The organism is Streptococcus sp. IsoGale022, from assembly GCF_031142805.1.
GTDB classification, from domain to species: domain Bacteria; phylum Bacillota; class Bacilli; order Lactobacillales; family Streptococcaceae; genus Streptococcus; species Streptococcus sanguinis_A.
The window spans coordinates 1-18,497 of the sequence record NZ_JAKZJI010000028.1 but is presented as its reverse complement, the minus strand read 5'-3'; the positions used below and the strand labels follow the sequence as shown (position 1 = coordinate 18,497).

18 protein-coding genes are annotated in these 18,497 nt (G+C 44.2%); 3 read left to right on the top strand and 15 right to left on the bottom strand.

The window, feature by feature from the left end; translation table 11 throughout:
* The first annotated feature begins 23 nt into the window (after positions 1-23).
* Together RG608_RS11330 and RG608_RS11325 are read left to right on the top strand one after the other, a co-directional pair.
* Positions 24-344: a helix-turn-helix domain-containing protein gene (locus RG608_RS11330; protein ID WP_268687748.1), complete on the top strand. Its 321-nt coding sequence runs from the start codon at positions 24-26 to the stop codon at positions 342-344.
* A 260-nt stretch (positions 345-604) separates the two neighbouring features.
* Positions 605-1,222 (top strand): IS3 family transposase, encoded by a 618-nt coding sequence (locus RG608_RS11325; protein WP_308946988.1) that lies wholly within the window; start codon positions 605-607, stop codon positions 1,220-1,222.
* 63 nt (positions 1,223-1,285) lie between these two features.
* Here the strand turns inward: RG608_RS11325 and dnaJ are convergent, their stop codons facing one another.
* The 15 genes from dnaJ to RG608_RS11250 form a co-directional block, all read right to left on the bottom strand.
* Positions 1,286-2,419 (bottom strand): molecular chaperone DnaJ, encoded by a 1,134-nt coding sequence (gene dnaJ, locus RG608_RS11320; protein WP_268687750.1) that lies wholly within the window; start codon positions 2,417-2,419, stop codon positions 1,286-1,288.
* A 198-nt stretch (positions 2,420-2,617) separates the two neighbouring features.
* Complete coding sequence (locus RG608_RS11315; protein WP_308946987.1) at positions 2,618-3,250, bottom strand: DJ-1/PfpI family protein; 633 nt, start codon at positions 3,248-3,250, stop codon at positions 2,618-2,620.
* A gap of 227 nt (positions 3,251-3,477) precedes the next feature.
* Complete coding sequence (dnaK, locus tag RG608_RS11310; protein ID WP_268687752.1) at positions 3,478-5,307, bottom strand: molecular chaperone DnaK; 1,830 nt, start codon at positions 5,305-5,307, stop codon at positions 3,478-3,480.
* A 260-nt stretch (positions 5,308-5,567) separates the two neighbouring features.
* Positions 5,568-6,104, bottom strand: a complete 537-nt coding sequence (gene grpE / locus RG608_RS11305; protein ID WP_308946986.1) for a nucleotide exchange factor GrpE — start codon at positions 6,102-6,104, stop codon at positions 5,568-5,570.
* A gap of 35 nt (positions 6,105-6,139) precedes the next feature.
* Complete coding sequence (gene hrcA, locus RG608_RS11300; protein WP_308946989.1) at positions 6,140-7,174, bottom strand: heat-inducible transcriptional repressor HrcA; 1,035 nt, start codon at positions 7,172-7,174, stop codon at positions 6,140-6,142.
* A 163-nt stretch (positions 7,175-7,337) separates the two neighbouring features.
* Entirely contained in the window at positions 7,338-8,066 is a 729-nt protein-coding gene (locus RG608_RS11295; protein WP_268687754.1) for an ABC transporter permease, read from the bottom strand.
* The gene (locus RG608_RS11290) at positions 8,059-8,898 is read right to left on the bottom strand and encodes an ABC transporter ATP-binding protein (protein ID WP_268687755.1); all 840 of its coding nucleotides are present in this window, start codon (positions 8,896-8,898) and stop codon (positions 8,059-8,061) included. Before RG608_RS11290 ends, RG608_RS11295 begins: the two co-directional genes overlap by 8 nt.
* 41 nt (positions 8,899-8,939) lie before the next feature.
* Positions 8,940-9,512, bottom strand: a complete 573-nt coding sequence (locus RG608_RS11285) for a DUF2812 domain-containing protein (protein WP_268687756.1) — start codon at positions 9,510-9,512, stop codon at positions 8,940-8,942.
* A complete protein-coding gene (locus RG608_RS11280) occupies positions 9,512-9,835 on the bottom strand; it encodes a PadR family transcriptional regulator (RefSeq protein WP_125434288.1) in 324 nt (107 codons plus the stop codon). The genes RG608_RS11285 and RG608_RS11280 overlap by 1 nt, the downstream gene beginning before the upstream one ends.
* Positions 9,836-10,060: 225 nt before the next feature.
* Positions 10,061-10,849, bottom strand: a complete 789-nt coding sequence (locus tag RG608_RS11275; protein WP_268687757.1) for a D-alanyl-D-alanine carboxypeptidase family protein — start codon at positions 10,847-10,849, stop codon at positions 10,061-10,063.
* A complete protein-coding gene (locus RG608_RS11270) occupies positions 10,836-11,534 on the bottom strand; it encodes a histidine phosphatase family protein (RefSeq protein WP_268687758.1) in 699 nt (232 codons plus the stop codon). Before RG608_RS11270 ends, RG608_RS11275 begins: the two co-directional genes overlap by 14 nt.
* A 99-nt stretch (positions 11,535-11,633) precedes the next feature.
* Positions 11,634-12,335 (bottom strand): histidine phosphatase family protein, encoded by a 702-nt coding sequence (locus RG608_RS11265; protein WP_268687759.1) that lies wholly within the window; start codon positions 12,333-12,335, stop codon positions 11,634-11,636.
* Positions 12,336-12,471: 136 nt separating this feature from the next.
* Positions 12,472-13,368: a hypothetical protein gene (locus RG608_RS11260; RefSeq protein WP_268687760.1), complete on the bottom strand. Its 897-nt coding sequence runs from the start codon at positions 13,366-13,368 to the stop codon at positions 12,472-12,474.
* Positions 13,369-13,500: 132 nt separating this feature from the next.
* Positions 13,501-14,838 (bottom strand): PFL family protein, encoded by a 1,338-nt coding sequence (locus RG608_RS11255; RefSeq protein WP_268687761.1) that lies wholly within the window; start codon positions 14,836-14,838, stop codon positions 13,501-13,503.
* Positions 14,839-14,848: 10 nt separating this feature from the next.
* Positions 14,849-15,115: an ACT domain-containing protein gene (locus RG608_RS11250; RefSeq protein ID WP_002893729.1), complete on the bottom strand. Its 267-nt coding sequence runs from the start codon at positions 15,113-15,115 to the stop codon at positions 14,849-14,851.
* A gap of 255 nt (positions 15,116-15,370) precedes the next feature.
* On the opposite strand from RG608_RS11250, the gene RG608_RS11245 reads away from it, so the two are divergent.
* On the top strand, positions 15,371-18,472 hold the full coding sequence (locus RG608_RS11245) for an LPXTG-anchored zinc carboxypeptidase (RefSeq protein ID WP_308946985.1): 3,102 nt from the start codon (positions 15,371-15,373) through the stop codon (positions 18,470-18,472).
* Positions 18,473-18,497 lie beyond the last annotated feature (25 nt).

Sequence of the window (18,497 nt, the reverse complement as noted above, 5' to 3'; positions counted from 1 at the left end):
TCTTATAAGGAGGTTCTTTTCTTATGGCAAAAAAAGGAAGTCAATTCACTACATACCATCCAGATTTTAAACTCCAAGTAGTAGAAGATTACTTAAGTGGGAAAAGTGGAGGACTAACATTAATTGCACGAAAATATGGCTTAAAATCCAAAAGCCAGGTAGAGAACTGGGTTAAAAAGTATCGCAAAAATCCCGATCTTCTGAAACAAGATTTACGAGGAAAATCATCTGTCAGTCGTCCAAAGTCTGTCAAACTAGAAGATATGACATTAGAGGAACAAAATAAATATCTTAGGATGGAAAATGATATTTTAAAAACTTTAAGGGCACTCCTCAAGAAGTGAGAAGTGCCCAGTATCGAGTGGTTCACAAATTAAAAGATCGTTATTCAGTAGTGGCTATGTGTGCTTATTTTGGATTTCCTCGCTCGTCTTATTATCTATGGCTAAAAAATGGCAAACCAGATTATAAAGCGTTTGATTGGAATTTAGCTGAACACCTTACAGCATCTTTCAAAGAGCAGCCTAAGGGCTATCGCTATCATTAGCGGCAACTCCAACGCCAAAAAAATATCTATCATAATCCAAAAACCATTCATCGTTATATGAGAATCTTAGGGCTCAAATCTCCCATTCGCAAGAAAAAATATGACTCTTGTACACAAGGTGAGATAAACGAAAAGGCAAGACACGTCCACTATAACGTGCTTGCCCGCAGGTTTGAAGCATCTCGTCCCAACCAAAAACTCGTGACAGACGTTAGTTATGTCTATTACAAAAATGGACGGATGTTTCTAAGTGTCATAAAAGACTTATATGACAACTCTATTCTAGCCTATCAGCTTTCCGATTTCAATGATAATCGTCTTGTTTTTGATAATTTAGATTTGGTCTTTAATGAAACATGGGATATGACCCAATCTTGTATTCTCCATTCAGATCAAGGCTTTCAATATACAAACGTCCAATACTTAAGAAAATTAGATGCCTACGGCGTAACAATCTCTCACTCAGGAAGAGGAAACTGTTATGACAATGCTTGTTGTGAGAATTTCTTCTCTCATTTAAAGAGTGAGTCACTTAGCCTTCACAAACCAGAAACTAGAGATGAGTTAATCCAACAAATTAGCTACTATATTCAGTGGTATAACTTTGATAGACCGCAAGAAAAATTAAAAGGTATGACCCCTGTGGAATTCAGGGAGTCATACCTTCATCAATAATGTACTTTTTTACTGTCCAGTTTAACTGGGGCTTGACACGTTAGGCTGCTCCTTTTTATATGATTACAAATCTTCCAAGGCATCTTTCATTTTGTCGAAGAAGCCTTTTTTCTTAGGATTGACCGAGATATTACCAGCTTCCGCAAATTCTTTGAGGGCTGCTTTTTGGCGATCGTTGAGGCCAGTCGGCGTCACAACATTGACAGTAACATACTGGTCACCCATGCTTCCACCACGCAGACTCGGTGCTCCCTTACCACGCAGACGGAAACGCTTGCCAGTCTGTGTTCCTTCTGGTATATTCAGCTCGACATCCCCGTGAACAGTTGGAATATCCACGCTGTCACCAAGAGCTGCTTGGACAAAGTTGAGATTGAGCTTGTAGTAAATGGTAGACCCATCTCGCTCAAACTTATCACTCGGCTCAACTTGGACCACGACATAAAGGTCACCATAAGGACCACCATTAAAGCCCGCCTCGCCTTGACCAGACAGACGGACCTGCTGACCAGTTTCCACACCAGCAGGGATTTTGACCTTGACGCTATGAGCCTGTTTCTCATGCCCCGTTCCATGACAGGTTTCACAAGGATTTTTGATTTCTTTTCCTCGGCCGTGACAGACATCACAGGTCACTTGCCGACGCATCATGCCAAGCGGTGTCTGGGTATCAACATTGATGACACCTGAGCCATGACAGCGGCCACAGGTAACAGGACTAGTCCCTGGCTTAGCACCAGACCCGTCGCAGGTACGACAAGTCGCTTCACGGTTATACTTGATTTCCTTCTCAGCCCCGAAAATGGCTTCTTCAAAGCGGAGATTCACACGATACTGAAGATCGTCCCCTTGGCGCGGAGCATTAGGATTACGCGAAGCACCGCCACCAAAGAAGCTAGAGAAGATGTCTTCAAAGCCGCCAAAGCCGGATCCATCAAAGCCACCGAAGCCGCCTGCACCACCGCCAAAGCCACCATTAGCTCCCGCTGCGCCGTATTGATCATAGGCTGCCCGCTTTTGCTCGTCGCTCAGCGTTTCATAAGCCTCTTGGACTTCTTTATATTTGTCCTCCGCCCCAGCTTCCTTATTAATATCGGGGTGATACTTTTTAGATAATTTCCGATAGGCTCTCTTAATCTCATCCTGAGAAGCATTCTTAGAGACACCTAGACGGTCATAAAATTCTGTATTGTTCATGTAAGATACCAAGACCGTAAAATTCGACTGAAAAATAGGAAATCAGACGACGGAGCAATGCTCCTAGGCTGATTTCTCTTTTTTCCAAGAATTTAGGTCGGGTTCAGTTCCTTTCTTTTATATTGAGTCAGAATTTTTGGAACCCGTGTTCAGTTGTGAACACCTATGTTCCTTTCTTTAATTTATAGAAAATATTGATTAGAGGGTATTTTCAAATTCATGCTTCATTTCAGCAAACTCTTCTTCTGATAAAGCGAATATCAAGTCCTCTTCCGAATACTGATTCCGTTCTTTAAAATAGTTGTCAGCATTATCTACCAAATCTAGACTAAGAATCACTTTTCTCGCAAACGCTTGATGTGCAAAGCCAACAGCTGTAATGATGTTTTTATCTTGCAGAACAGCTTGAGCTTTGAAATTTCTCCTAAGAAAAAATTCAAAATAGTCAAAAAAGTTTTGCCAAATCCCACCAGTAAATCTAGTGTCCTTCAACAAACTTGCTTTCGCCAATAAAATGGGAGCTGAGGAAATAGCTGCAATTAAAACTTCTTGCTGCTTCAAACTTTTTAGGAAAGAAATCAATTTTTCATCATGCAAAGCAGGGACGATATTTATCATTCCTGGCAAAATGACACAAGAATAGTCTCCGATGACTACTTCATCCAATGTTCTAGTAGGTTGACAGGCTAATCCATCTTCCGATATTATGACATTTCTATCTGAACCAGCATAATCAACCTCAACACCAAAAGATAGATCTAAAGTACTGGTCAGACCAACTACTTCATAAAGTGAAAAATTAGGATAAATTAAACAGAGCACTTTCTTCATAAGCGTCACCCTCTAGTTTAGCGAAAAACAGAGGCTGGGTTGCAACCTCTGGATTTCTTCCTATCATTACGATGTGAAATTTTCAAAACAATATTTTTCGAAAAATTTTTGACGCGGTAGCTGATTGGATTTTAGGTTCGTCTTTCAGACTCCCAAAAATCCTAATCATCCTCGCGGGGGTTCGACTACGAACTAAAAACTTTCAATTTTTAGTTCTGTCTCACCGCCTATTTCTCCGTAAACTCTCCGTCTACGACATCATCATCCGCCTTGGTTGAGCCAGCGTTTTCAGCTCCTTCTGCTCCTGCTTGGGCTTGTTGAGCTGCAGCAGCTTGTTCGTAGAGTTTCACTGCTAGCGCTTGAGCTTTTTCGTTAAGAGCTTCCAATTTCACTTTCATGTCGTCCAAGTTATTATCTTCTTGCGCTTTCTTAAGTTCATCAAGAGCAGCTTGGGCTGCGTCACGCTCTGCATCGAAGCCTTTACCTTCAGTTTCCTTGATAGTCTTTTCAGTCGCAAAAATAGCTTGGTCAACTTCGTTACGAAGGTCTACTTCTTCTTTACGTTTCTTATCTGCTTCTGCATTCGCTTCTGCATCCTTCATCATGCGGTCGATTTCTTCGTCAGTCAGGCCGCTGTTAGATTGGATGACAATGTGTTGTTCTTTTTGAGTTCCAAGGTCTTTAGCTTTAACAGATACGATACCGTTCTTGTCGATGTCAAAGGTTACTTCGATTTGAGGGATTCCACGAGGAGCAGCTGGGATATCAGTCAATTGGAAGCGTCCCAGAGTCTTGTTATCCGCTGCCATTGGGCGTTCACCTTGAAGAACATGGATATCAACGGCTGGTTGGTTGTCCGCTGCTGTAGAGAAGACTTGTGATTTAGAAGTTGGAATCGTTGTGTTGCGGTCAATCAGCTTAGTGAAGACGCCACCCATTGTTTCGATACCAAGTGACAATGGTGTCACGTCAAGAAGGACAACGTCTTTGACATCACCAGTGATAACACCACCTTGGATAGCAGCACCCATGGCAACTACTTCGTCAGGGTTCACTGATTTGTTTGGTTCTTTACCAGTTTCAGCCTTAACAGCTTCTACAACAGCCGGAATACGAGTTGAACCACCAACCAAGATTACTTCGTCAATTTCTGACAAGCTCAAACCTGCGTCAGAAAGAGCACGACGAACTGGTTCTTTAGTGCGCTCTACCAAGTCACGAGTCAAATCGTCAAATTTAGCACGAGTCAGAGTCATTTCCAAGTGGAGAGGTCCAGCGTCGCCAGCTGTGATAAACGGCAAGCTGATTTGAGTAGAAGTTACACCTGAAAGGTCTTTCTTAGCCTTTTCAGCTGCATCTTTCAAACGCTGAAGCGCCATCTTATCATTTGACAAGTCGATGCCGTTCTCTTTCTTGAACTCAGCCACCATGTGGTCGATAATCTTTTGGTCAAAGTCGTCACCACCGAGTTTGTTATCACCTGCAGTTGCCAGTACATCAAAGACGCCATCACCCAACTCAAGGATTGAAACGTCAAAGGTACCGCCACCCAAGTCAAAGACCAAGATCTTTTCTTCTTTATCTTGTTTGTCAAGACCGTAAGCAAGGGCTGCTGCAGTTGGTTCGTTGACGATACGTTCTACTTCAAGACCAGCGATTTTACCAGCATCTTTAGTCGCTTGACGTTGTGCATCGTTAAAGTAAGCTGGTACTGTGATAACTGCTTTGCTTACTTTTTCACCAAGGTATTCTTCTGCATAACCTTTCAAGTATTGCAGAATCATAGCTGAGATTTCTTGCGGAGTGTATTCTTTACCATTAGCAGCTACTTTTTCAGATGTTCCCATTTTTGATTTGATGGAAATGATTGTATCTGGATTTGTTACTGCTTGACGTTTTGCCGCATCACCAACAATGATTTCACCATTTTTGAATGACACTACAGATGGTGTTGTACGATTTCCTTCTGGGTTTGCGATGATTTTGCTTTCAGTTCCTTCAAGAACTGCAACTGCTGAGTTTGTTGTACCTAAGTCAATACCGATAATTTTAGACATGTTTTTACCTCTTTTTACTTTAATTTTATTTTCAATACTCTTTGGTTCGCTTCGCTCACTATTGCAAAGCTGAACAATTTTTTATCTTTCTTCATAGTTTATTGTCGTTTCGGACAAGTTTTCTATTATGTAAGTTATGACACGAGAAGTCGAAATTATACGCAGTAGCTGATTGGCAGTTCACTTCGCAAACGCTCGTGATCAGCCTAATCACCCTTGCGGGGGTGCTTCAACGAAATCAAAGATTTCTGACTTACCTCCTAGTTATAAACAACCACCATAGCGGGTCTAAGGATACGGTCATGAAGTTTGTAGCCTTTTTGGAAGACCTGCGCGATAGTGTCAGCTGGGTGCTCATCGTCAGCTGGAACGGTTTGAATGGCTATGTGATAGTTATGGTCAAAATCTCCGTCAGCTGGAATTTCTTCGATACCCTCTTCTTTGAGAGCATGAATCAAGCTTTCCTGCACCATTTCCAGTCCTTTTTTAACATCATCTGTCAGACCTTCAACGGCAAGCGCGCGCTCCAGATTATCTATCGAAGGCAAAATAGCTTTTGCCAGATCCTGACTGCGGTATCTTTGCAGCTGCTGGCGTTCTTCATTTGCTCGGCGCTGGATGTTCTGCATTTCTGCATGAGCACGGAGATATTTGTTTTCAAAATCTTCTGCCCGTTCATTAGCTAATTCTAATTCTGATTTTTCAGGGCTTGCTGATTCAGCTTGCTCAGCTGTTTCTACAGCTTCCTCTTTTACTTCTACATCTTCTGGATGTTCTTCTTGTTTATGCTTTGCCACAAGGCACCTCCTTTTTAGGAATATTTATACTATATTTAGTGGACTTCATAGTGATTACTGCTCAGATAGCGATAGAAGTCGGTTAGTTTCATGGTCAGTACGCGGTTGACGACATTCATCTGACTGACCAGCCGTTGGTAGTCAAGATTGACCGGACCGACAACTGCCAACACCCCAAATCCTCGATAAGGAATCAAGAATTTGCTGGAAATCAGCGTCAAATCAGCCAAACAACTTTCTCTACTGTCTGCCACGCGCACGCTTTGCATCTGATCTTCGGCCAAACTGTCGCGAATTTCAAAGGCTACTTTCTGCGCGTCATCAAAAAACTGATAAGCTGACAGATCTGAAAATTCCAAGAGCTGAACCTTGCCAGACAGAATCACATTTTCCTTGAAAATATCACCAAAGATATGCTCAAAGAGCTGAATGACATTGTCCGTCGTAGTGAAATAGCGTTGGATAATCTGCGGAATTTCCGTCCGAATCTTGTAATGGATGTCCAGCACTGTCTGTCCCAAGAACCGCTCCCTTACTAAGCCTTTAAGCCTATCCAGGTCTTCTCTTAGAAAGTTGCGCGGAATCATAAACTGACTGGTGATGGTATTGGACTCATCCAAGGTGAAGACCGCCAGAGCCGTATGCTGACTGAGCACAACGATGTCAAAAGCTGTCAAGCGCTGCCGACTGGGTTCTACATCCAGTGCAACAACCGTGCATCCACTGAGCTTAGTCAAAAGATCCGCTGCCTGTTGAAGAATGTCCTCCAAGTTGAAAAATTCATGGTCAAAGGCTTTGATAACCTCATAGAGTTCATTCTCAGCGAGACGATCAAAGGACAGAGAATGCTTGACAAAGTATTGAAAACCAGCCACGCTAGGCTTACGGCCGCTGGACGTATGCGCCTTTTCCAGAAGCCCCTGCTTTTCCAAAGCCGCCATATCGTTGCGGATGGTGGCACTACTGGAATTGATGGAATCCTGCAGGGCTTTGGAGCCGACCGGCTCGTGAGTCTTGGTAAAGATATCAATAATCAAATTCAAAATCTCATTTTGACGCTCCGTGACCACGGCATCACCTCCAATCAAGATTCTGCTGTCGATTAGCACTCAATCACCCCGAGTGCTAACTCATGATTCTATTATACACTCTTCCACACCAAAGTCAAGACAAAAACTCAAAAAAATAGCACTCTTTTTACAAGAGTGCTAAAAATCAGTCTGGCGACCTAGATTAATCCTCCAAGATTTGCAAATGGCGCATCAAATAGAAAGAAATTCCTGCAAAAAGAAGCAACCAAACTAGCAGAGCCAAAAATTCTCCGCTCCATAAATGGAATTGAGACCAATCTTTCATATAACTACTAAAGAGCCCCATAAAGCTATAACGCAGCACTTTAAATAACTCCTCGCTCATGTTTGAAAACATAGGAATAAATGCCGCCAAGAGCATAGCTGGAACACTAAGGGATTGTGCCATGACCTGATTTTTACAAAAAAGACCAACCATTAAAAAGAAGAAAATTAAGACCAGCATGGTCAATAAGAGAACCAAACTATAGCTGAACAGATGATTAGAAAGCTTAGCTCCAACCAAAAGTGGGGTAATGACGATATAAAAAAACCCAATAATCGCTGGCCAGATTAAAGCAGAGAGAATGTATTGACCAGCTGTCACACCAGCCAAGCGCAAACTTTGCAAATTATGTTTTTCTCTTTCCTCAGCTAAGATGATGATAATGGGTGTTCCAACTGACATGGCTAGAGAGAAAGGTAAAGAAATATTCAGTAATAAAGTAGCCAGCTTTTCTCCTCCAATTTCCTGCTCCGCTCCATTCAGAGAAAAAATAAATTTATAGAGAAAAATGAGGAAAATCGGCATAAAAACCTGCAATAGGATACTTTTATTAGCTAGCGTCACTTGACCTCTCAGCCAAATCATACCTTTGAATTTATTAGACATTTAAGGTACCTCCTGTCAAAGTGATGAAAACATCTTCCAAAGTTGGTTCGCAGGAATGAATACTGATAACATCGGACAAATCCAAGCCTCCCTGCAGTTCCTCAAAGGCCACCGTCTTCGCCGTCAAATCTACATATTCTAAACGAACCTTCTTATCCGTATTATACTTTTGGATAATATCATGTGGACTGCCCACTTCGACTAGTTTTCCTTTACTTAGCAAGGCTAGGCGATCACACAAGAGGGTAGCTTCCTGCATATCATGAGTCGTCAGAAAAATAGTTGTCCCCTGTGCTTTTAGTTCCAGCAACAATTCGTGAATGGTCCGAGAGGTTGATGGATCCAAGCCACTGGTTGGCTCATCCAAGAAGAGCAGTTTAGGTCGATTAATCAAGGCACGGACCAGTAACATCCGCTGCTTCATACCGGTAGATAGTTTTTCCGCCACCTTGTTGCGACTATCATAGAGGCCCACTTTTTGAAGAAGTTCATCGACTTCTAGCATCTTAACCCCAAAGAGCATAGCATAAGCCTTGAGATTCTTATAAAGTGACATCTTTTCATAAAAACCACTGCCATCGCTGACAATCCCTATCTGCTCTAGAACTTCTGCCTTTAAATCCTCAACCGGTGCAGACAGCACATGAGCTGTCCCAGCATCTGCAGACAACTGACCAGTCAAAATATTGATGGTCGTTGTTTTACCAGATCCAGAAGGCCCTAGGAATCCAAAAATCTCTCCCTCTCGGATAGAAAAATCAATTCCTGCCAAGGCTTCTTGTTCCTTGAACTTCTTTTTCAAGCCTTGCACTTCAATAATGGTCTTTTTCATTGTTTTCCTCGCTTTCACAACAATATTTAACAAAGCTGTAATCAGTCTTTCAGTTCCTGCCTCATTTTCCAAAAACGCAAGGCAATATAAACCAGTTGACAGAACAGAATGAGCAATATGACACAGTCTATTGCTAAGATTGATTTGAATAATAGACTTGCTTTCAAACTCTTCTGGAAAATATCTAGAATGAGATAGGTAGTGACACACAAAACCATGATGGCTGGCAAAAACCTCCATACAAGCAAACGCTTGACCATTTCTAGCTTAGACCAAGCGTCATTATAGATTTCAAGATCACTGTCTGCATCAATCCGAGAAACTGGCTTGCGGAAATAAGAAAACTGATTAAAGTTTGCAATATGTTCCCAGCCACAATCCTCAAACAGTTGATAATAGGATTCTTGCTCCGCCTTCTTTATGGGGCAAAAATCTAATTGATAGGCCACTTCCTGAGGCGGACAGGCTTCAAAAGTATAGCGAACCGCAACAAGAAAGGGAGAATAACTTACTTTTTTCAATTTCCAGCCTTGGCTATGCATTTTTTTAAAATAAGCCGCTTCTCTGTCATAGTCTGCAATGGTAAAGATTTTATAGACAATTTTCTTTTCCATCAAACTTCCTCCTTACTATTTCGGTAAAGGCGCTCAATCCGCTGGATTTCCAACTCTAAAATCTGTCTTCCAAGCTCCGTGATAGAATAGAGTTTTCTCTTTTCTTCCTCACGAACAAAGACAATCAGACCATCTTTCTCCATCTTTGCCAAGGTTCCGTACATGGTTCCCGGGCTGATAGATAGCTGTCCTTCTGTCAGCTCCTTGACTTTTTGAGTAATACTGTATCCATGCCTCTCTTTCTGAAGACAGAAAAGGATATAAAAACCTGTCTCTGTCATTGGCACATAGACTCTCCTAAGCTTTTCTGTCAATCCACTCATCTTTTCATCTCACTTTCATCTCGATATATCGAACCTTGATACAAAAATTATATCGCAGTCCGATATAGTTGTCAAGATTTTATAAATATTTTTTACAAAAAGTGATTCATTTTTATCTTTCAATACTTGTAGCTAAACCTGCTTTAAATCTGAAGCAAACGTGATTAGTGACCTGACTCCTGATAAATTTGCATAAAAAAAGCCAGGAACACCTGACTTAGTTGTTTATTTTCCAGCTGCCTTAAGCAGGGCGATATATTCTTCCAGAACCAGATTATGCTTCTGCATATATTGGGCATTCTCCACACCGACATAGCGGTAATGCCAGTTCTCAAAATCAACTCCAGTAATATCACTCTTGCCATCCGGATAGCGAAGGACAAAGCCATATTGCGGAGCTAGCTCAGCAATCTTGGCTGCCAGTTCATCCTCCTGACCTTCTGGGACACTCATATCAATAGCCAAGCCCGTTTGATGTTCGCTGGCTCCTGGAAGCTGCACCTGCTTCAGCACGATGCTGACTGCTTCTTCATTTGACAAGCCTTTGGCGACTTCCCCAGCAACTTTTTCGTTATAGAGTTCCTCCTGCTCAGCTCGGCTACGATAGCCAGAGATTAAAGTTTCTTCAGGAGCTATTGCTTGGGCTGCTGCTAGAAATTGCCGAGTATTTTCAGCAATGCGACTGTCCACCTGGATCTCTCCAATCTGAGTCAGATCAGGTGTTTTTTCTTCTTGCTGGTTGTCACGATTGACCAAAATCAAATTCCAGTCAGCAGATGACACCTTGGGCAAATCCGACTGCGAACTCTCTGAGCTAGAAGTGCCCTTCGTAGCAGAACTGCTAGACGAACCCGAAAACTGAATCTTTGCAAGCAGATCTTGTAACAAGGACGGACGGAAATAAATCGCCGTCCCTCCAGCTGCCAGACACAAGACGATTAACAACAAAAACGTCAACCCAATCTTTTTAGACTTCGATTTTCTCTTTTCTTTGCGATGTTTAGCGCGTTTCAACTTCTTCCTCCATTACTTCAGCACCGGTCTCACGATAAGACATATCTCCGATGCAAGCTACTGTGAATTTACCGTCTTCATAGTCTACAACCGTCACACTGCCGTTGTCCAAACCATGAGGCTGAGTTCGGTTGATTAGATAAACAAAGGTCCCAATGGTCATGCCGTGGCTGACTACAAGAGCATTGCCGCCGCCAACAGCTTCCAGTTCCTCAGCTATGGCTGAAAAACCTTCCCAGATTCGGCCGCTGAGCTTTTCCCAGTTTTCCGCCCAGCCCGCTGTATCAACTTCTACAAGACCTTCTGCTAGCTCAGCATAGCTGAGCTGATGGACATGCTCAATATTGAAAACCCGGGGCATCACACCCATAAAGAGCTCTCCATCATAACCTCCATCAAAACTGCCAAAGCACCATTCACGAATCCGCTTGTCAAAGGTATAAGGAATCTGACCAGTTAGGCCCAGTTCCTCTAGAATAATGCCCATGGTCTGAATAGTCCGGCCGCTGTCGCTGGAGCGGGCCATTTTGAAATCAAGCCCAGCTTCTCTCAGGCCAAGGCCCAACTCATGAATGCCACGTTCCCCAACTTCAGTCAAAGGGGTATCAGACCAGCCTTGAGCCCGGCCGATAGTATTAAACATGGTTTTGCCATGACGAACCAAGTATAATCTAGTTTTTGCCATTTCATTTCCTCCGTTATTCTTTTCATATTATACCATTTTATAAAGAAATTGGCGCCATCTGGCATTCAAAGCAAAAAGCAGGAGTCTCAAAACTCCCGCTCATTCTTGATTTTCTCGGTCCAATATAGCTGCTCCGATCTGACGGTAAGACACATCGCCCAGAGCTTGAATGCTGAAGCGACTATTTTCATACTCCAACACTGTGACACTGCCATTGTCGACATTAGGATTTTTCGTGATATTCTCATCAACCAGATAAGCCAAAGTACCAATGGTCATGCTGTGGCTGACGACCAGAGCATTGCCGCCGCCAGAGGACTCCACCTCTCTAGCAATGGCTTCAAATCCTTCTAAAATCCGACCGCTAAGCTTGTCCCAAGGCTCAGCCCAGCCAGCCGAATCCACTTCTACCAGACCATTCGCCAAATCCGGCCAACTGAGCTCTTTGTAATTATCCGTCTTAAGAACTCGTGGGATAACGCCATGAAAGAGCTCACCCCCATAGGCACCATCAAAACTTCCGAAACACCACTCCCGGATGCGCTTGTCATAGCGATAGGGAATCTGACCAGTCAGACCCAGCTCTTCTAGGATAATCCCCATGGTCTGAATGGTCCTGCCGCTATCACTGGAAAAAGCCTTGATAAAAGGCAAGCTAGACTCTCGCAATCCGATACCCAGCTCACGAATACCGCGCTCGCCTTCGGCAGTCAGCGGCGTATCAGACCAGCCCTGTGCCCGGCCGATAGTATTAAACATGGTCTTGCCATGACGGATAACATAGAGTCTTGTTTTTGACATAGTTTACCTCTTTTATTTTTGTTTGTTATAGTAAATTTTGAAAAAGGCCTTCGAATTCTTTAGGATAAAGAAGAGGAAGAATTCAGTTCTCCGCTATGGTAGACAGCGGCTCACCGTGAAATCAGCATCTAATCAACTATAGAGACTGAATATGAACTTTTACAGCACTGACACATCCAAGAACAATGAACGGATAATGGAGCCAATAATTAAGACCAAACTGTCCGGATAAAGCGGCTGTATTAATAGCGATAACAGCTTGCAAAATATTGCCTTCCCCTTGGTAAAAAGAATTGGCATAACCAATTTGAACAGCTAAAAAGCTCATCGTTAAAGTAAAAAAGAAACTTGCCACAATTCCTAAAACAGAAATCCCTTTGACAAACTTTTCATAGCAAGCAATGCTAAATAGCAGTGTAAAACCTGATAGGAAGCCCATAGCCAAGGATGCACCTGTCAGGAAGAAGACAAGGTATGCACCAAGCAAGCTAGTCAAGAAAGCCCCGACAATCCCCAGGAAATAATGTATTTTCTGCGGACTTTGATGAGGAAGGGAGCGCTTTGTCACATTATCTTGTGAGATGGAAAGCATTCGCTCATAGCTAGATGGCGTGAGAAAGAGCCAATCTCCTTTGAACTGATACAAATCTACATCTCCGGTTTCACCGGTTTTCTCACAGGCGCTAACCAGCCCTTGCTCCTCAAAGTAGCGGGTGCAGTCTTCGATAGCCTCCTCCAAAATATCCGGCAGCAGATCCCGATCCTGATCTGCCAAAATCTGACAGGCTAGGCTATAGCCAGCTCTCTCAAAATCAATCAAAACTTCGGAATCGTTGATCAGAGCTTCCAAGGTATCTCGGCCGATATAACCCTGCTCACATCTGACTGAAAAGAAAATCGCAAATTCATCGCCATCTGTTATGGTCTCTAGATAAAAAGCATAATCCCTTCTACGGCCATATATAATGCCGCTCTCTTTATCAAAATCCAAACCTAAATCAAGGGCCAGCTCAGCTAGCTCTCTTTTATTCATACCCTAAACAATCTCCTTATAATCCCCGACATTTCAAGCATCCAGCTAGACTCAATCCCGCAAACTCCTACTCGGAAACTGAATAGCTGTCCTTTATAATGCTTTCTTAAAAGCTGTTTCAAATCTAGCTTTTTAATTTTTAAAGCTGTGAATGGGCGCTGGAATTTGACCCCCCCGCGCGATAAAGGCTGCTGACGAAGCCTGATTGACCTTCATGACCGGAGCTGTTCCCAAGAGCCCGCCAAATTCAATCATATCGCCTTCCTTGCCCTTTGGAATAATCCGCACAGCTGTCGTCTTTTGATTGATAACACCAATCGCCGCTTCATCCGCAATCATGGCCGCAATGGTTTCAGCAGGTGTCGCCTCTGGAATGGCAATCATATCCAAACCTACCGAGCAGATAGCTGTCATAGCTTCTAGCTTTTCTAGATTGAGCGAGCCATTCTGCACAGCTGCAATCATGCCCTCGTCTTCTGACACAGGAATGAAAGCACCAGACAGTCCGCCAACCTGATTACAGGCCATGACACCGCCTTTTTTGACTTGGTCATTGAGCAGGGCAAGCGCCGCTGTCGTGCCATGAGTACCAACTGTTTCCAAGCCCATTTCTTCCAAGACACGGGCCACTGAATCCCCGACCGCCGGTGTTGGAGCCAGACTCAAGTCAACAATCCCGAACTTGACGCCCAGACGCTCGCTGGCCATCTGACCGACCAACTGGCCGATACGGGTAATTTTGAAGGCTGTTTTCTTGACTGTTTCAGCGACCACGTCAAAGCTCTCACCACGGACCTTTTCCAAGGCTCGCTTGACAACACCTGGTCCAGAAACACCGACATTGATGACCACATCTGCTTCACCGACACCGTGAAAAGCGCCTGCCATGAAAGGATTGTCCTCTACCGCATTGGCAAAGACGACCAACTTGGCCGCACCCATGTCAGAAAGCTGGGCTGTTTCCTTGATAATCCGCCCCATATCCGCAACTGCCGTCATGTTAATGCCGGTCTTGGTTGAGCCGATATTGACAGAGGAGCAGACCTTGTCCGTCTCAGCCAAAGCGCGTGGAATAGAATTAATGAGGATTTCATCGCCTTTTTGATAGCCTTTTTGAACCAAGGCAGAGAAACCACCGATAAAGTCAACACCGATTTCCTTAGCCGCCTTGTCTAAAGCCTTGGCCAGAGGCACGTAGTCAGCGCTGTCTGTCGCTGCCCCAATCAGAGAAATCGGAGTCACTGATACCCGCTTGTTGACGATGGGAATCCCGAGCTCGGCAGCAATTTCATCCCCAACTGCCACCAGATCTTTTGCTTTGGTAGTGATTTTTTGGTAAATCTTCTCCGCCGCTCGATCAATATCCGTGTCAATACAGTCCAAGAGTGAAATACCCATGGTGATGGTTCGAATATCAAAATTCTGCTCCTCAATCATGGCAATGGTTTCTGTTACTTGTCTAATATCCATCCTTCACTCCTTAGATATTGTACATGGCATCAAAAATGGCTGCGCTCTGAATGTTGATTTTAACGTTGAGCTCTTGGCCGAAAGCTTCAAACTCATTGCGAAGGGCCGTAAAATCTTGCTTTTCATCGCTTGACACCAAGGCCATCATGGTAAAATATTCCTCCAAAACGGTTTGGGAAATATCGTCAATATTCAGCCCCAGCTCCGCAATCTTAGTGGAAACTCCGGCTACAATCCCTGTTTTATCTTTTCCGACAACGGTAATAATTGCTTTCATGCTTGGCTCCAATCATTTTTAGTTTGTCTCATTGTAGCATAAATTCGAGGATTTTGTATACAATTTCAGAAAATAAAAGCAGAAGGTTCGGATATTGCAAAAAGCACTTGAAACAAGGAAGTTCCCCCTATGCTCAGCAATTCACCTGAAAAACTATTTTGAACATCTTTGTATGTTTTTTCTATTTTTAATTAAGAGCGCTTTCTATATTTGTTATACTAAATATAGAATATTTTACACAAAGGAGATTTCCTAATGAACGATTCATACAAGAAGCGTCTCTATACTCAGGCTTTGAGTTTATCAGCCGCTGTATTGATGGCTGTCTTAGCTCAGGGCAAGGCCGCGGCTGACCAGCATAACAGCACTGAGTCACAGCCGGCCGCCAATCAGGTAGAGACTGTCACTCCTGCAGCAGAAGCTGCTCAAGCTGCTCCAAATCAGACAGGAGAAAAAGAACAGACTCCTGCTGCTGAGAATTCTGCCGTTTCTGCCGCAGGTCAACCAAGAGTAGCTGCTTCTGAAGAAGCTAAGACCCAGCTGGCTGATGGTACCGTTTATATGTCTGAGTCTGCAGAGCTCAAGGATACCGTCCAAGGACAGGCTTCTCAGGCGGGTAAGCTGACCTGGACTCTGGACAATAAACCGATTGCCGACTGGAAAACCTGGAACATGGACACTGGCACCTTTACTGGGCAACCTTTTCTCACTATCGAGGAAAAAGCCGACGGAAATGACCTTCATCTGAATCTGCAGTTTAAGGAACTTTTCGGACAAGATCTCAGCCTACGCTCTCCCAACAATATCCGCCGGACCTATCGAAACTTTATCGGTAGCCATGAATTGGTCGGTAGAAGTCAGGACCTAGGACTGACCATTCGTAAAAATATCATCTTGCGCCCTTACGAAGACTTCCACAGCCATGAGGAAATGCTGGCATCTATTGAAAAGAGCAGACAGGATGCTAAAACGGACCGCTTGGTACAGATTGAGAACATAGGAAAGAGCGCTCAGGGTCGTGATATCAAGCTGGGTATCATCAGTTCTGACCAAAAGAGCATTGACGACTACCTCAGCACAACTAATCCGCAGGCCTTGACCAAACCAGCAGAGATGCTGGCAGCTCTCAAAAATGGCAACCTAGACTATAAACTGCCTGTGCTCATTAACAACACCCACGCTGATGAACAGCCGGGGATTGATATTATCACAGGTCTCTTTAAGACCTTTGCAACTAAAGACCAAGTCAGCTTCAAAACAAGTGCTGCCGATGGTTCTGAAAAACTTGTCACCCTCAACATCCAAGACTTGCTGAAGAAGTTTATCTTCCTCTTTGACTTTACGGAAAACCCTGACGGAGATGTCCTCAACACTCGGGCTCTGGCCAATGGCCTTGACCCCAACCGTGATACTGGCTACCAAGCCAATCCTGAAACCCGCACCGTTGCTGGATTGATTAACAAATGGAACCCAATTGCCCTCTATGATATCCACGGCTTTGTCAAGGAATTCCTGATTGAGCCGGCAACCCCGCCTCACGATCCTAACTTTGAATATGACCTTTTAGCTGACCTCATGCTGGACAACGCCCACCACATGGGGCGGGCAGGCGTTGCCAACTCTGGCTATGATAAATACATCATTCCTAAACTCGACTGGGGAGACGGATGGGATGATTCCTTCTCAGGCTACACAGCTGTTTATGCCATGTACCATGGTATCCTAGGGCATACTATCGAAATTCCAGAGGGCAATCAAGAGTCCTACAAGGCTGGATACTATGCGGTCCTAGGAGGCCTTGACTATCTCGCTAAGAACCCCGACAAGCTCATGGAGATGCGTCTCAACTTCTACCTGCGCGGTATCAATAAAGTCGAAGATCCTAAGGCAGAAAATGAACTCGTCGGACCTGATGGTCAGGTTGTAGGCAGGATTAAAAAAGGCCAGAAAAAATTCTTCCCAGACTACTATGTCATCCCAATGGGGCTAGATAAAGATAACGATAGCCAAGAAGCCTTTAATATGATTGACTATTTCAAGCGCAACGGTGTGCTTGTCAAAGAACTCAAAGAAGACAGCGGCAACTATAAAAAAGGTGATCTGGTTGTGGATATGGCGCAAGCTAAGCGTGGCTATGCCAATCATGTCCTCTACAAGGGCTCAGATGAATCCAAGTGGGCAGCTATGTATGCAGAGTTAGTCGTCAACTTCCCTGATATGAAAGGCTTCAAAGCTCAACCAGTTTTTGGTGATAAGCTCTTTGAAGGCAAGCTAGGAGAGGTGACAGCCCTCCGTGCTGCCCGTACCAGCCAGGTTGACGAGAAAGCGCCTTATTACGTCATTGTCAATACGTCTGAGAGCGCGGTCAAGGCCGTCAACCAAGCTCTTGCAGAAGGCAAAAAGGTCTATCTGACAGACGATGGCTATATCGTTGATACGCCGACCTTTACCAGCCTTCTGGATCGCTATGCCATTTACGGTGATGCCCTCTATAAGATTCCACAGGGACCAACTCTGAAGCCTCTCAAGGTCTACGCACCACCGCATCAATTTTCATGGGCAGGTGTGGACTCACCAGCTCACACTGCTTTGGCTCTGAAAAATATGGGCTTTGAAATCGTCGACAGCCCAGAAGAAGCGGACGTCATAGTTCTTGAAAGCAACAACTATGACAAGTCTCTTGTCGGACTTAAGCCAACCATCGTCGTCGGAGGCTCTGCTATGCAGCGCTTGGAAAAACTAGGAATCTTAGATGGATTTGACGCTGAGCGCTTCAAGAACGGCAGTGACTATGAAGGACTGATGAAGGCCGTTATCCAAGACCAAGACCCGCTGTCCAGCGGCTACAAGAAGGATGGACTCTTTTACTCCAACTCTGGTAACTGGATTGCTAAGATTCCTGCCAACTTTAGGACTCTTGCCAGCATTGCTGGCAGCGACTTCTATATCGCTGGCTGGTGGCCTGGCAATGAACAGCTGGCTAACAAAGTCGTAGCTATTGCCGGCACTTATAAAGAACAGCCGCTCTTTGTCTATGCTGGCAATCCGACCAACCGGCTTCACCCTGTTCACTTCTATCGCTGGATCTCAAATGCTATCTTTGGTAGCCAGTTGGCCGAACTGACAGACCTCCCAAATCCTGCGGCACCTGACCCAACCTATCAAGCGCCAAGTCAGACTGTCCTTGACTGGAAGCCTGCTACAGTGAATCCACCGGCTCAAACGGTAGTCCTGACCTACAAGAGCCAGAACCTTCCGCAGACCGGCAGTCAAGAAAAGACTACTAGCTTTGCTCTAGCTGGACTCCTAATCGCAGGGGCAGCTGGACTCTTACTTTTAAAGAAAAAGGAAGACTAATACTTAAAAACACACCTCCCAATTG